General features: G+C 40.2%; 13 protein-coding genes. 6 read left to right on the plus strand and 7 right to left on the minus strand.

Going from position 1 to position 13,969, the window contains the following annotated elements:
• Positions 1 to 119 precede the first annotated feature (119 nt).
• The gene (locus tag AC2G3J_RS12610; protein ID WP_004721604.1) at positions 120 to 587 is read left to right on the plus strand and encodes a MarR family winged helix-turn-helix transcriptional regulator; all 468 of its coding nucleotides are present in this window, start codon (positions 120 to 122) and stop codon (positions 585 to 587) included.
• 54 nt (positions 588 to 641) lie between these two features.
• Here the strand turns inward: AC2G3J_RS12610 and AC2G3J_RS12615 are convergent, their stop codons facing one another.
• The 4 genes from AC2G3J_RS12615 to AC2G3J_RS12630 form a co-directional block, all read right to left on the minus strand.
• A complete protein-coding gene (locus AC2G3J_RS12615; RefSeq protein ID WP_483770075.1) occupies positions 642 to 1,637 on the minus strand; it encodes a 3-hydroxybutyryl-CoA dehydrogenase in 996 nt (331 codons plus the stop codon).
• A 1-nt stretch (position 1,638) separates the two neighbouring features.
• Positions 1,639 to 2,745, minus strand: a complete 1,107-nt coding sequence (locus AC2G3J_RS12620) for an NAD/NADP octopine/nopaline dehydrogenase family protein (protein WP_483771079.1) — start codon at positions 2,743 to 2,745, stop codon at positions 1,639 to 1,641.
• Between the two features lie 83 nt (positions 2,746 to 2,828).
• Entirely contained in the window at positions 2,829 to 3,830 is a 1,002-nt protein-coding gene (locus AC2G3J_RS12625; RefSeq protein WP_483770076.1) for an AraC family transcriptional regulator, read from the minus strand.
• A gap of 90 nt (positions 3,831 to 3,920) precedes the next feature.
• Positions 3,921 to 5,264, minus strand: coding sequence for a spinster family MFS transporter (locus AC2G3J_RS12630; RefSeq protein WP_004721612.1), 1,344 nt, complete (start codon positions 5,262 to 5,264; stop codon positions 3,921 to 3,923).
• 363 nt (positions 5,265 to 5,627) lie between these two features.
• On the opposite strand from AC2G3J_RS12630, the gene AC2G3J_RS12635 reads away from it, so the two are divergent.
• The 5 genes from AC2G3J_RS12635 (at position 5,628) to AC2G3J_RS12655 (ending at position 11,032) form a co-directional block, all read left to right on the plus strand.
• Complete coding sequence (locus AC2G3J_RS12635) at positions 5,628 to 6,020, plus strand: DUF4440 domain-containing protein (RefSeq protein ID WP_483770077.1); 393 nt, start codon at positions 5,628 to 5,630, stop codon at positions 6,018 to 6,020.
• 419 nt (positions 6,021 to 6,439) lie between these two features.
• Positions 6,440 to 7,855, plus strand: a complete 1,416-nt coding sequence (gene antA, locus AC2G3J_RS12640; RefSeq protein ID WP_419328771.1) for an anthranilate 1,2-dioxygenase large subunit — start codon at positions 6,440 to 6,442, stop codon at positions 7,853 to 7,855.
• Between the two features lie 2 nt (positions 7,856 to 7,857).
• Positions 7,858 to 8,349, plus strand: a complete 492-nt coding sequence (antB, locus tag AC2G3J_RS12645) for an anthranilate 1,2-dioxygenase small subunit (RefSeq protein ID WP_336954107.1) — start codon at positions 7,858 to 7,860, stop codon at positions 8,347 to 8,349.
• Positions 8,350 to 8,360: 11 nt separating this feature from the next.
• Positions 8,361 to 9,392, plus strand: coding sequence for an anthranilate 1,2-dioxygenase electron transfer component AntC (gene antC / locus AC2G3J_RS12650; RefSeq protein WP_419328773.1), 1,032 nt, complete (start codon positions 8,361 to 8,363; stop codon positions 9,390 to 9,392).
• Between the two features lie 581 nt (positions 9,393 to 9,973).
• A complete protein-coding gene (locus AC2G3J_RS12655; RefSeq protein ID WP_483770078.1) occupies positions 9,974 to 11,032 on the plus strand; it encodes an AraC family transcriptional regulator in 1,059 nt (352 codons plus the stop codon).
• Between the two features lie 116 nt (positions 11,033 to 11,148).
• Here the strand turns inward: AC2G3J_RS12655 and AC2G3J_RS12660 are convergent, their stop codons facing one another.
• Genes AC2G3J_RS12660 through AC2G3J_RS12670 form a run of 3 tightly spaced genes read right to left on the minus strand, consistent with a single transcriptional unit; the run spans position 11,149 to position 13,950 of the window.
• Positions 11,149 to 12,096, minus strand: a complete 948-nt coding sequence (locus tag AC2G3J_RS12660) for a SphA family protein (RefSeq protein ID WP_483770079.1) — start codon at positions 12,094 to 12,096, stop codon at positions 11,149 to 11,151.
• Positions 12,097 to 12,146: 50 nt separating this feature from the next.
• Positions 12,147 to 12,683, minus strand: a complete 537-nt coding sequence (locus AC2G3J_RS12665; RefSeq protein WP_419360162.1) for a flavin reductase family protein — start codon at positions 12,681 to 12,683, stop codon at positions 12,147 to 12,149.
• 28 nt (positions 12,684 to 12,711) lie between these two features.
• Complete coding sequence (locus AC2G3J_RS12670) at positions 12,712 to 13,950, minus strand: styrene monooxygenase/indole monooxygenase family protein (protein ID WP_483771080.1); 1,239 nt, start codon at positions 13,948 to 13,950, stop codon at positions 12,712 to 12,714.
• Positions 13,951 to 13,969 lie beyond the last annotated feature (19 nt).

Consider the following 13,969-nt stretch of genomic DNA (forward strand, 5'->3'; position numbering starts at 1 on the left):
TACCAATATCGGAAAAAGTAATGTAATTGTCAAGATATTTTTATCAGAAAGAGCAAAGATTTTTTCTTTAATTTTTGTATAATGATGAATATTCATCTTTATAAAGTTATCACTTTGCTATGCTTACTCATTTAGAACAATTTCTACCTAATAATGAACCTAGCAGCTTACAAAGCTATCCTTTCTTTTGGATTTCTCAAGTGAATGGTAAATATACACAACTTATTGAAAAATCAATAAAAAAACTAGGTATCGACAATACACGTCGTAAAATTATTTTAAGTACCAATGCTTTGCAACAAGCCAGTATTACCGAAATTGCCAACCTCTCTACCCTTAAATTGACCACAGCAACCAAAGCCATTTATCGCCTAGTTGAGGATGATATTGTGCAGGTTTTTTCTTCAGAGTCTGATGAACGTATCTCGATGGTCAAGCTCACTGACAAAGGCAAAGAACTGGTGGAGCAGATTAATCAAATCAGCCAAGTGACTTTATCTGGGATTTTAAATGCCTTTGAAGATGAGGAATTGCATCAGTTAAATGCACAGTTGAAAAAGCTATTCAATTTGATGCCATCAAGCTAAAAGCTGTAAATAAATGCCCATTAGCTGAATGCAATGGGCGAATTGTTCGGTTCATCACGTTGCGGACTGTAAAATATTAAACGATGGTTTTAACTTACTTTTTTCAATTCGATCTGAAAAGGTGCGTAAGACATCTTGTTTATATTGATGAATATCCACATCCGCATAATTATAAAAGCCCTGCTTTTCACGAAGGCCATTACGCTGCTGCCGCATATTTTCCGCAATAATTTCAGGTGTACGAAAACGCTCACCCAGCTCTTTTTGCAAATATTGCGAGGCATAATACAAAATATCGCCACCGCCCCAATCAATAAACTCCAATAAGCCTAAAACAGAAAAACGCAAACCAAAACCGGTACGAATAGCAATATCAATATCTTCTGCCGAAGCGACTCCATCTTCAACCATACGTGCCGCTTCATTCATTGCCAAGGCCTGAATCCTTGGCACGATATAGCCCGCCTTGGCATTACAAACCACAGGTACCTTACCAATCACCTGTAGGAAATGCTTAAGCTGAGTCAGCACCTCATTTGAGGTCTGGTCAGAACGGCTTAACTCCACCAAAGGCATGAGATAAGCAGGATTTAGCCAATGTGCATTGACCACTCGCTCAGGATGCGAAATCATTTGCGCAATATCCGTCACTAAAAATGTGGATGTGGTCGAAGCCACAATACACTGCTGTGAAAGATATTGATCCAGCCAAGCAAAAATTTCTTGTTTGGCTTGTTTTACTTCTGGTACAGCCTCAAGGATCAACGCACAGCTTGGCAACATGCCTGTAGCAGCCTGTTTAGATAAAATCGCAATCTTATCCAAAACAAAAACTTGCTGCTCCGCTTGAATAAACTGAATTTTCTCAAGCAACTGTAACTCTTGCTGTAAATCAGCACGAATTTGAGTTTGATATTGTTCAAATTCAGCTTCACTACGTTGTTTTGCATCAATCAAATCAACGTTTAGTCCGGCATAGGCAAAAGCAATCGCAATGGCTTTGCCCATACGCCCAGCACCGAGCACTGCAATTTTTTCGATCATCTGCATTTTAGACTCCTTGTTGCAAAATCGCTTGCAGTTCTGCTGGGTTTTTATCCGCAAGACCTAAACGCTCAAAAGTACGTCCTTGTTGATATAAATCCTTACCCGTGACCGCTGACGCGATATTCAACAATCCTTCAGCAACAGGGGTTGCAACACCTGCCCAACGTCCCACAGAAACTAAAAAAGATAATCCTAAACGAGTGTCTTCTAACATATAGCGATGTGAATCTAAGTCGATATCCTCACGCCAGTCACCACTGTCAGTTAATTTTCCATGTGCCCCACGCCCATACATCCATTCATCACCCTCACCTTCATGATTATAATGATCCGCCAAAGGAAAATGTGGTGCGGCATATCCCAATGCTTCACGCAGTTGCATTCGTTCCGCATCGAGTTGATTGGTGACACGACGAATTGAGGGTTGAGTACCTTCGTTATGAATATCCCACGCTTCAAAATGTTCAAGTGGACCTGCATTCATCAAAATCAGAGGTGGATGAATAATCGGTCCAGCATTCATCAATGCACCACTTAAGCTGTCTTCAACGGGTTCAACGCTAGGATATGCCTGCTTAAGCACTTGAAATGCCTGTTGTGACAATACGCTTGGAAACACGCCTGTGGGTAACCGGGTCGCATAACCACTAATCACAATTTGATTCACCCCATGTTTACGCACCAAATAAGGCAAAGTTCCCGTTTCTGCAAATGCCACTTGCGCAGTGTTGCCTGCTTGTTGCATCGCCTTGGCAAAGATAAAACTACCAAATGTCGCTGGTGGTAAGTACACCACTTGCCCAGCTTTAAAAAATGGCGCTGCTTGATGGGCTAAATCATCATGTGTGGTCGCAGGTAATGGAATAATAATCAACTCAGCATGTTCCATGGCGCTTTGCAAATCATCAGACAAATTAATCTGACTCTTTTCAAAACCCACCGTCACAGTACGATCGCCCTGATAATCCTTAATCTTTAATTGCCCAGTGGCAGCAAGTTGTTGTAAAGCATCTGAATCACGGCGCCATAACAGCACCTCATGCCCTTTTTCAGCCATTTCTGCCGCAGCTGCATAACATCCATGGCCGCCACCTAAAACTGTAATTTTCATCATTGCTCTTCCTGATTTATTTCAATTCATCATAGAAGCGCAATAACCTGCTGGCTTATCCAAACACGCAACACCTGTTCGGGTTACGAAAGCATTGTACTCATTTGAACAGGACTCATTTTTAAAGTTTTAGAGGGCAAACACCCATAGCGTTTTTTATACAGCGTAGAAAAATGCCCTAAACTTTGGAAGCCATGACGCAGCACAATATCCGTCACTGTTTCATTGGTTTGTGCATGTTGTAAAGCCAAATGTACCCGTTCAAGTCGCTGATCACGGATATACTCGACTGGGGTTTGTTGTAAATAGTGACTAAAGCCTTTTTGCAATGTGCGGATCGACACCTCACAACACTGGCTTAAATCCGCTAATGAAATCGGTTGTTCTAAATGATTCTGAATATATTTTTGTGCTTTTTTTAGATAGCCGGGCAAAATATGCTGTCTTTGCAAATTAAGCTGGTCACTATAGTTATTTGGAATCTTTAATAAAATCAGTTCAATTAAATACTGGGTAAAACTTGCTGAGATAAAGCTCCAATTTTGAATATGATAATAGGCATGGCACAAATAATTGAGGGTTTCAATAATCGAGTCTATGCCTTCCTCGGTACAGGACAGACTCATATCAAAGATAACCGGTTCATGACTGGTATGCCCCAACATTTTAAACAATTGGGTTTCTACATCATGTTGAGCAAGTTTTAAAATAATATTTCGGCAATGCTGATTGGTCTGGATTTGCTGTTGAGTATGTGGATGCGTAATCGACATAATCCCGACTGACTGTAGCACCTGTTGGTCTTCTACACCAACTTTGCATTGGCCTTCCAGTGTCAAACGAAATAAATAAAAATCGGAAACTTCATCAATGGTAATTATCACAGGGGCACTATATTTAAGATCGTACAAGGCACAATTTCCAAAGCGAAAACCATTTAAACGGGTATTTAGCGGTTCACGTACTTCCACTTCAAAACGATGAGGGCTTAAATAATAGCTGACTTGATCTTTAATGGTTTGATAATCATCCGATTTAAACAACAGCAGCTCATTTAGATAATCCAACTTGAAAAACTGTTCCATCCTTTCACTCCCTGATTATGGATTGACCAAACAAGTCACGAAGCCCATTACAAAGAATGGGCGTTGTGACTGATTGAGAACACCATTGAATTAAGAGGCATGTTCCTGCTGCATACTGGCACTAAATGCCTTACAGCCCTTTTTCAATAAGATAAATGCCAACACACATGAAATCGTACCCACGATAGACAAAGACATCCCCACCATCAGTGGATTTTCAAAAATTTTATCTGTAATCAATGCCACCAACGTGGTACCAATTCCAACTGCAACCAAATTACTGATCAGCAAAAATACAGCTGAGATTTGTGCGCGCAACTGATTCGGTGCCAGCATTTGCATTGCTGTGGTTGAAATTGGCATTGGGAAAGAGGCAAAAAACATGGCAGGGACAAGAAATACCACAGAAAGCCACAGCTCATTGACTTGGGTAAAGACCATAATTGGTAAAATTAATCCCACAATTCCAATCACACCGGTAATCATTGGTGCGTCCTTACGTCCTTTTTGAATAAACCAGTCATTGAGCCAGCCTGCACAGAATACGCCAAGAATATTTGCCACCAATAACACCGTGCCTAGCATATAGCCTGCTTCTGTTGGTGTAAGGCCAAACTTACGCATGTAAAATGCTGGTGACCAACTAATCAAGCAATACAGCGCCATTGCATAGAAAGTAAAACCTAAATAATGGCAAGTAAAAGTACGACTATGTTTTTTGATAAACTTAAACGCATCTTTCATATTGGTCTTTTCAACTTGACCTTGTGCATTTAAACGCTGACCTTTGCGTTGCGGTTCTCTCACCGTAAGCAACACCAGTAAGCCAATAAACACCCCAGGTAAGCCTACGATAATAAATGCAGCTTGCCATGCTCTTAATGCACCAAATAAAGGAACCTGAATGGTGTCCATATTTTTAAGCAAGCCAATCACATAACCACCGACCAGAAAAGCAATCCCTCCACCGACAAATGAACCAATTGAATAGACTGCAACAGCACGGCCTAATTTGTCTTTACTGAACATATCACTAAACATTGAATACGCTGCTGGAGATAAAGCAGCTTCGCCCACCCCAACCCCCATACGGCTTAAAAACAGTTGAATAAAGTTTTTACTTAAGCCACAAAATGCAGTTGCAATGCTCCAAAACACTACCCCGACTGCAATAATTTTTGGTCGAGAAAATCGGTCTGCCAAATAGGCCAGTGGCAACCCCATAAAGGCGTAAAACAGTGAAAAGGCGAGACCATGCAATAGACTAAACTGGGTGTCTGACAATCCAAGATCAGCCTTAATCGGTTCAATCATCAATGCCAGTATTTGCCGATCTATAAATGAAAATATATAAGCCAACATGCAAAGTGAAACAACATACCATGCATATGTATTTGAATGAGAGCCTGTTGACTCTGGTGAATGAGTATCCATTTTTCTTCCTTGTCCATGCATTTTTATGATTGGTATCTTTAAGAAGATGTCGCGTATTTAAGGAAATATCCATTTCCTATCCACCTTCTTGATAAAAGCTTAACCCACTATAGTTATTTTTACATGGAATTTTCCATGTTATTTTAAGTATATAGTTATACCTTTTACTTCACAATGCTCAACTTGAACAAATTTATTTTATTTAAATTATTATATATCAATAAGATAATATATTTTACAAATTGGAAATTATTTTTTGGAAGGTTCTTGAAACATACGTTAAAAATTTAATTTTAAAATAATATTGAATTTTACATTTATTTTTACATAATATAGAAAATACACCTCTCATAGGAAATGGATATGCCGCTGTCAAAACAAGATGCAATTGAAAGTATACATAGCATGCACGTACTGATTGAACGTATTTTTAACGGGAAACATACAGAACAAGATCTTCCCCTACTTATTGAATATTTTTCCGATCATTTTGAGATGGTCGGTGCAGCTGGAAAGCGCTTGTCCTTAGCCGATGTCAAAGGTCTGTTTAGCAATAATCAGGGCAAGATGCCAGATCTACAGATCGAAATTTATGATGAACAAATTTTGATGCAAACTGAACAAAGCATTGTTCTCACCTATACTGAAAAACATACCAAGGAATCAGGAGTTCTAGTTCGACGTTCATGTGCGCTTATTGAAGAAATTCAAGGAAAAATGCAGTGGAGCTATTTACAGGAAACTTATTTACCTTAAATAATTGTCAGTCATAATAACTTCATTTTTCAATGCAACGCTTTAAGTTCAATAAGATATCAATTTAGAATATAAATGATCGAGTTGCGACTTAAAGCTTAGACACTGCTTTTAGCAAATACTTTGTCTGTTTTCATCCCCATCATTAAAAATTTTACTTAAAAACAAAATTACGGTGAAGTCCAATTCAAAATAGTCGCAAACATAGACGAATTGTCAACAGACCCTATTTATTTCAAAAGTATGCATCTTGTTATGTATAAAAGAGATTGAAAAATCCTGTCGCAATCTCCTCCACAAAAATGTATCCAAACATTTAATCTGCATAAAGTGGATAAACACATGGAAAATCTGGATAGAGCCCTTCTTTAAATCGCGGTTCAATCAAACAAAGGACTGATTGAATAGAGGAAGAGCCCATGACTGCACGTAACCTCGCCGAATGGCAAAATTTTGTACACAGCTGTATCGATTTTCGACCAAATGATGGTGTTTATCGAATAGCTCGCGATATGTTTACCGAACCAGAACTATTTGATCTCGAAATGGAACTCATTTTTGAAAAGGTCTGGATTTATGCTTGCCATGAAAGTGAAATTGCCAATAATAATGATTTCATTACAGTACAAATTGGCCGTCAGCCGATCATTATCAGCCGTGATGGTAAAGGCGAACTACATGCTATGGTCAATGCCTGTGAGCATCGTGGTGCAACCTTGACCCGTGTGGCCAAAGGCAATCAGTCTGTATTCACCTGCCCGTTTCATGCTTGGTGTTATAAGTCTGATGGGCGTTTGGTTAAGGTCAAAGCGCCAAACGAATATTGTGAAGATTTTGATAAATCCAGCCGTGGTTTAAAACAAGGCCGTATTGCCAGCTATCGTGGATTTGTTTTTGTCAGTCTGGATACTCAGGCCACAGATTCACTGGAAGACTTTTTAGGTGATACTAAGGTGTTCCTTGACTTGATGGTTGATCAATCACCAACCGGTGAGCTTGAAGTATTACAAGGTAAATCTGCTTATACTTTTGCAGGCAACTGGAAACTACAAAATGAAAATGGTCTGGATGGCTATCACGTTAGTACCGTGCATTATAACTATGTTTCCACCGTTCAACATCGCCAGCAAGTTAACGCAGCCAATGGCAGTGAACTTGACACACTTGATTATAGTAAATTAGGTGCGGGTGATGCCGAAACAGATGATGGCTGGTTTAGCTTTAAAAATGGACATAGTGTGCTGTTTAGTGATATGCCAAATCCAGCGGTACGTCCTGGTTATGATATGGTGATGCCTTATCTGCTGGAAAGGTTTGGGGAAAAACGCGCTAAATGGGCCATGCATCGTTTACGTAACCTCAACCTTTATCCAAGCCTGTTCTTTATGGATCAGATCAGTTCACAACTGCGTATTGTCCGTCCTGTGGCGTGGAATAAAACCGAAGTCATTAGCCAATGTATTGGTGTCAAAGGTGAATCAGCGGAGGCACGTCGAAACCGTATTCGTCAGTTTGAAGACTTTTTCAATGTATCAGGACTGGGTACGCCAGATGATCTAGTGGAATTCCGCGAACAACAAAAAGGCTTTCAGGGTCGTTTAGAACGCTGGAGTGATATCTCACGCGGTTATCACCAATGGAATTATGGCCCATCACAAAATTCACAAGATCTTGGTATTGAACCCGTGATCACAGGGCGTGAATTTACTCATGAAGGGCTATATGTCAACCAGCATGGTCACTGGCAACGCCTGCTCCTCAATGGGCTCAATAAAAAAGCACTTAAGATGCAAGAAGTCACTTTTTTAAATCAATCTGTTATGGATGAGGTGTAACCATGTCTCTAGAACTTCATTTTGCAGTGTCTCAATTCCTGTATAAAAAGGCAGAACTGTGTGATCGCTATGATTGGGATGCTTACCTCGAACTCTATGATGAAGACAGCGAATATCATATCCCACAATGGATTGATGACCATCACTACGTTCAAGATCCCAATCAAGGCTTGTCCTATATTTACTACCCCGATCGTTCAGGACTTGAAGATCGTGTGTTCCGTATCCGCACTGGAAAAGCAGCTTCTGCAATGCCTTTACCGCGCACTCAACATAATATTCACAATGTACAAGTAAAGACTCAAGAAGATGGTTTGGTTGAGGCAAAGGTAAGTTGGCGCACGCTTTATAATCGTCAGGGCCTTGAAGGATGCTTTTATGGTCATGCCACTTATTTGCTCCGTCCAACTGAAGATAGCTTCCGTATTCGTCGTCAACATAGCGTATTGCTTAATGACAAGATAGATTCGGTTCTCGATTTCTATCACGTCTAAGGAGAAATACAATGAGTCATTCTGTTGCACTCAACTTTGCCGATGGTAGAACATTTTTTATCGCGGTACAGGAAGACGAATTACTGTTGGATGCAGCGGTTCGTCAAGGAATCCACCTCCCGCTCGACTGCCGCGAAGGTGTTTGTGGAACCTGTCAGGGAAAATGTGAAACGGGTATTTATGAACAAGAATATGTCGATGAGGATGCATTAAGCGAACGTGATTTGGCTGAACGTAAAATGCTAGCTTGCCAAACACGGGTTAAGTCTAATGCCGCTTTTTATTTCGATCATAGTTCTGAAATCTGTAATGCGGGTGAAACTTTAAAAATTACCACGGTGGTTACTGCTGTTGAATTGGTTTCAGAAACCACCGCGATCTTGCATCTCGATGCCAGTAGTTTTGACAAAGAACTGAATTTCTTACCGGGTCAATACGCACATTTACAAATTCCAGAGACTGACGATTGGCGTTCTTATTCATTTGCCAATCGTCCCAATGCCAACAATCAACTTCAGTTTTTAATTCGTCTGCTGCCAGATGGTGTAATGAGTAATTATCTCAGAGAACGTTGTCAGATCGGACAAAGCCTGATGATGGAAGCACCTTTAGGTAGTTTTTACCTACGTGAAGCTGAACGCCCTCTGATCTTTATTGCAGGTGGTACAGGCTTATCGGCTTTTTTAGGTATGCTCGATAATATTGCGGATCAACCAAATCAACCCTCAGTGCAACTGTATTATGGTGTCAATACAGAAGCCGATCTATGTGAACAAAAGCGTTTGATCGCCTATGCAGAAAAGATCAAAGACTTTAGTTATTATCCGATCATTTCAAGCGCCTCAGAACGATGGCAAGGAAAATCAGGCTATATCCATCAACATCTGGATAAACAACAACTTCAACAACAACGCTTCGACATGTACTTATGTGGCCCGCCACCGATGATCGAAGCCGTTAAATCTTGGCTAGATGAGCAATCTATCGAAGATTGTTCGATTTACAGTGAGAAATTCTTACAGAGCAATACGGTTAGAACTTAGTTTTAACAACAAAATGCGTGTCATATCTTAAGATATGACACCAACTCACATCAGGGTTAAGCTCAAGATGATTCTAATCTTAATTGGGCAAAAAAACTTATTAAATAGCGAGATCATAGAATGATTTATTGATGGAATTTGGATATTTTTTCTACATGGCCTGAATATTTCAGTTTGGTGATATCCTGATATTTAAAATAATATGAGGATTTTTAATATAATTATATTATTCAATGAGTTAAGTCAATAAAAACAACCAAAAACAAATTGATCATTTTAGTCAGATTTGCTATACATAGAGATAGATCTTAAGGAATAGGATCATATAAAGAGTACAAAGCATGATCAACGCTATCCTTTATTTTTTTAAAAATACCATGACGTTTTTATTGATTTGATCACGCCAAACTAGACTAAAAATATGTTGTATCGAGGTATTTTACTTGGTCTATTTTTTGCTTAACTCTTTATATCACTGCCAGCCACTTAAAGTTTTAAGTATTGTTTAGTGCATTTTTAATCAGGTCATCATGTGACATAAAGATTAGCTGTAATAAACAAGCCAGCCAAAAGGAATATTTATGAGTCAGGTCGATCCTACTATGGAATTCAATGGACGTCATTTACAGCAATGCCCCATTTTTTCATCACAAAACTTAGTCTTTCACCATCAAGACTTGGGCGAAACCTGCAAAAGTGTTGGGCAAATCTTCAAACCACATCTATTAAAAATCGTACAACAGCAACATGATTTTCACTCATCCATGCACCATCTTAAAGCAGGACGATTATCCATCAGTCGTCTTGAATACAGTGCCGATGTCTATATTGAACCTGACCATTTAGAAAAATTTTATCTGATTCAAATCCCAACACAGGGATATGCAGAAATTGAAATGAATCAACAAAAATTTATTTCTTATCCGAAAGTTGCCTCTCTAATTTCACCCGAACAATCGCTAAAAATGCGCTGGCATGCCAACTCCCCACAGCTGATTCTCAAAATTGATAAAGATGACCTTTTACAGCACTGCCGCCAGCATCTTCCAGACGCACAGCAGCACCCTCCTATTTTTGAACCCAAGCTTGATCTTTCTACCCAAGGCGGTGCTTATTTTTTCCAATTGATGCGTACATTGATGGATGCACTTGCTTGTGAACAACATCCCTTACATCACCCAATGGCATTTAAGCAGTTTGAATCCAGTCTATTCAATGCCCTGATTTACGGCCAAGCAAACAGCTTATTGCATCAAATCGATCAGTACAGAGAAAAAGCCATTTCACCTTATTTTGTCAAACGTACTGAAGCCTATATGCGTGAAAATCTACACGCAAATTTAACCATTGAACAATTGGCTGAACAGGCAGGCGTAAGCGTACGTACATTATTTGCAGGATTTAAAAGCTTTTTAAACACCACTCCAATGTCATACTTAAAAGAATTGCGTTTTGAACAAGCGCATATGGAACTCCTACAAAATGAGCATGTCTCAGTCACAGATGTCGCGTTTAAATGGGGCTTTAGTCATCTTGGGCGTTTTTCTCAGGAATATAAACGTCGTTATGGTGAATTACCCTCTTGTACACGCCGTAGCACCCTTGAACAGCAAGATCTCAGGTTTAAGCCATATTCTTAAGCAACCGATGAGATTTAGTTAAAGAGATTTTATTGAATATAAAAAGTTAAAAACCTATTTAGACGTATCTAAATAGGTCAAGTATATCTGTCAGGATATTGCCATAGCGTTTCACATCAGAAGTGATGAATATAACGTAATTGCAAACGAGTTCCTTCAGGACGATTTTTTGCATCCTGTTCAAAATAGGCATTTGTCACGATATGATCATGTTTAGAAAAGCTATACATCGCCCCCGGTCCAATCGCCCACACTTGTTCACGTGTGCCTGTTAATTTTTCACCCTCTACTTCCGTGTCAGTAATTTGCTTGAGCCAGTAACCATTGATCCCTAAGCGTAATTGTGGTGTAAGCGCATAGTCTGTTGCAAAATTGGCATGGATTGCTTGCCCTGCCTGAATATCATCTGCAAGACCGAAGCTATAATTTGGATTATCATTTTTAAAATTGTACAAATAGTGCAGACGTGTAGAAACCGTCCACTTTGGATTAAACCAATAAGTTGCTGCCCAGTATGGATCAAATGAGACAGCATTATTGCCCGGATTAATATTTTTATTCTGATCATATTTCCCTGTCGGTAAATTGACCTGAAATTCAAAACGTTGTACAAATTTAGGACCATCTTTGCCCATGACTGGGTCAAACTGGATAAATGGCCCAATCATCAGATCACCAAAACCCCCTTGGGCTTTAATCGCAGCATTATTTAAACCATCCTCCATATCCATTTTGCTGACAAATGGAATCAGTAAATTCAATCCTAACGATGCGTGTTCACCTACACGCACATCGGACAGATAACTAACTTGTTCAACAATGACTTGAAAATTTAAGTCGGTCTTGGGTAAAGCTAACCGATGAGCTTGATTGTCTTTTAACTTGTTCGAATCATAATTTTGCAGATAAGTTTGAGAATACCATCCCGGCCCAGCAGGCAGTCCACCATCCAGAAAACTGGTCATGCCCAGATTCACCGTCGGCAAGTCATATGCCTGTGCTGCAACCGCTGTTAAGACCACTGTTCCAGCAAGAAAACCTCTTTTGATCACATTATTTTTCATTTTCGATCCCCGAAAAAAATCACGATCAAAATTGATCGTGATTGTTGCTGTTAAATACTCAGTTCTGGATGTGCTGCAGCAATACGATACTTGCCCGCATGAAACACCAAGGGCTCACCAATACGATGTTGATAATGTTCAATCTGACCAATAAAAATCAGATGATCCCCCCCTTCATATTGATTTACGTTTTTACATACCAATGTTGCCAATACATCTTCTAGTAACGGTAAACCGCGCTCACACTCACGATGTGCAATGTTGGCAAACTTATCCTCTGAACCACGGGCAAAATGCCCTGAAAGTGAGTGATGTTCTTGTGCCAGCATATGAATTGCAAAATATTCGGCCTCAGTAAAATCTAATAAACTTGGTGCAGTCTTTGACAAACTCCATAAAATCAGCGGAGGATCGAGTGATAGTGAAGAAAACGAGTTGGCTGTCATCCCAACTTTTCGTCCATCTCGTCCACGGGTTGTAATCACCGTAACCCCTGTAGCGAACTGCCCTAACAGGTTGCGGATTTCTCTTGGATTTTCCGTATCAATCGGTTTTAAATCCAGTTCCTGCGATGTGTTGATATTCATAACATTCACCTTTGACTTTGCTTCCCTGTTAAGCCACTTTTTGACAGCTTTTCGATTCGATAAAACGCTGCGCCTGTTCTGGATCAAACCACCATGGGGCAAAATTGCGTGGATTATCAAAATTATTGACAATACTCGAAGCAATGGCATGGTTCTGCTCAGCCGCCACCAAAAGCTCAATCATGTGCGGTTGTGGTGGCAACAATAAACTGTTGGTCCAAGCCACGACTTTTTCGGCATATGCCCAATAACGTTCAAATGTCTGTTGCATCCATTCATCTGTAAATGTTTGATTGTCATGCGCTAAAATGGCATCGAAATAAATTTTGCTACACTTGGCGGCATTGTTTGAACCTTGCCCAGTGATTGGGTCGTTCACCACTAACGCATCGGCCATACCAAAAACTTTACGACCAGATGGCAGGGTTAATATCGGTTTACGCACTCCCGGTGGAAAACGTCCAGACAGATAGCCACCAGCGTCGGTTAATTCAATATTTTCACAACGTGCTGCTTCCCAAGGCACATATTTGTTTAAAATATCTTTACTCATTTGCAAATGCTGTTCTGGTGTTTTTGCATCTTGCCAGCAATCCATCGGCCCACCGGGAATGCCTTCAAACACCATAATTTCACAAGCACCTGTAACTGTAAGCGCAGGAAAACAGAAATATTCACCCACTTCTGGAATTACGTTAAAAGTCACACGTGAATACGGCGACATTTGCTTCATACCTGTCACATAGGTCAAGGCAAGCGCGCGTTGTGGCTTATCAAAACAACTACGCGCTTCATCACGCTCGAACTGTTTAACTACTTCCCCCTTACCTGCGGCCAGTAAGACCAGCTCATATTCAGCAGTGAGCTGTTCCAGTTCCTCTATCCCAACATCTTGAATAATCAACTGACCACCACGATGCTCAAACATTTCCATCCAGTACGGCATCTTGACGCGCTGATCTACCGATTGTGCATAACGCTCCAATCGCGCACTCCATGCAAAGGCAGGCTGTTTTGTTTCTGGGTTGACCAGTGTAAATCCAATCCCTTCCACCGCTGGACATTGCTCTTCCCAAAAATTAAGTCCAACATCACGCTCTGTTTGCAAGGCTGTGTGAAACATACACTGACTTGACATGACTTTGCCCTGACGAATTTCATCACCAGTACGGTTGGTGACAATCGTCACCTCATAACCTGTGTCTAATAATCCTAAACCGAGCTGCAATCCAGATTGACCAGCTCCTACTATAGCGATACGACGCATCATGGTTCTCCCATATTTT

Source organism: Acinetobacter legionensis, from assembly GCF_057165765.1.

Excerpts from the sequence above, each read along its gene's own strand:
- AC2G3J_RS12670 (WP_483771080.1), bottom strand. The coding sequence starts at position 13,950 with ATGCGTCGTATCGCTATAGTAGGAGCTGGTCAATCTGGATTGCAGCTC.
- AC2G3J_RS12620 (WP_483771079.1), bottom strand. The coding sequence starts at position 2,745 with ATGAAAATTACAGTTTTAGGTGGCGGCCATGGATGTTATGCAGCTGCG.
- AC2G3J_RS12625 (WP_483770076.1), bottom strand. The coding sequence starts at position 3,830 with ATGGAACAGTTTTTCAAGTTGGATTATCTAAATGAGCTGCTGTTGTTT.
- AC2G3J_RS12635 (WP_483770077.1), top strand. The coding sequence starts at position 5,628 with ATGCCGCTGTCAAAACAAGATGCAATTGAAAGTATACATAGCATGCAC.
- AC2G3J_RS12655 (WP_483770078.1), top strand. The coding sequence starts at position 9,974 with ATGAGTCAGGTCGATCCTACTATGGAATTCAATGGACGTCATTTACAG.
- AC2G3J_RS12615 (WP_483770075.1), bottom strand. The coding sequence starts at position 1,637 with ATGCAGATGATCGAAAAAATTGCAGTGCTCGGTGCTGGGCGTATGGGC.
- antC (WP_419328773.1), top strand. The coding sequence starts at position 8,361 with ATGAGTCATTCTGTTGCACTCAACTTTGCCGATGGTAGAACATTTTTT.
- antB (WP_336954107.1), top strand. The coding sequence starts at position 7,858 with ATGTCTCTAGAACTTCATTTTGCAGTGTCTCAATTCCTGTATAAAAAG.
- AC2G3J_RS12630 (WP_004721612.1), bottom strand. The coding sequence starts at position 5,264 with ATGGATACTCATTCACCAGAGTCAACAGGCTCTCATTCAAATACATAT.
- AC2G3J_RS12660 (WP_483770079.1), bottom strand. The coding sequence starts at position 12,096 with ATGAAAAATAATGTGATCAAAAGAGGTTTTCTTGCTGGAACAGTGGTC.
- antA (WP_419328771.1), top strand. The coding sequence starts at position 6,440 with ATGACTGCACGTAACCTCGCCGAATGGCAAAATTTTGTACACAGCTGT.
- AC2G3J_RS12610 (WP_004721604.1), top strand. The coding sequence starts at position 120 with ATGCTTACTCATTTAGAACAATTTCTACCTAATAATGAACCTAGCAGC.
- AC2G3J_RS12665 (WP_419360162.1), bottom strand. The coding sequence starts at position 12,683 with ATGAATATCAACACATCGCAGGAACTGGATTTAAAACCGATTGATACG.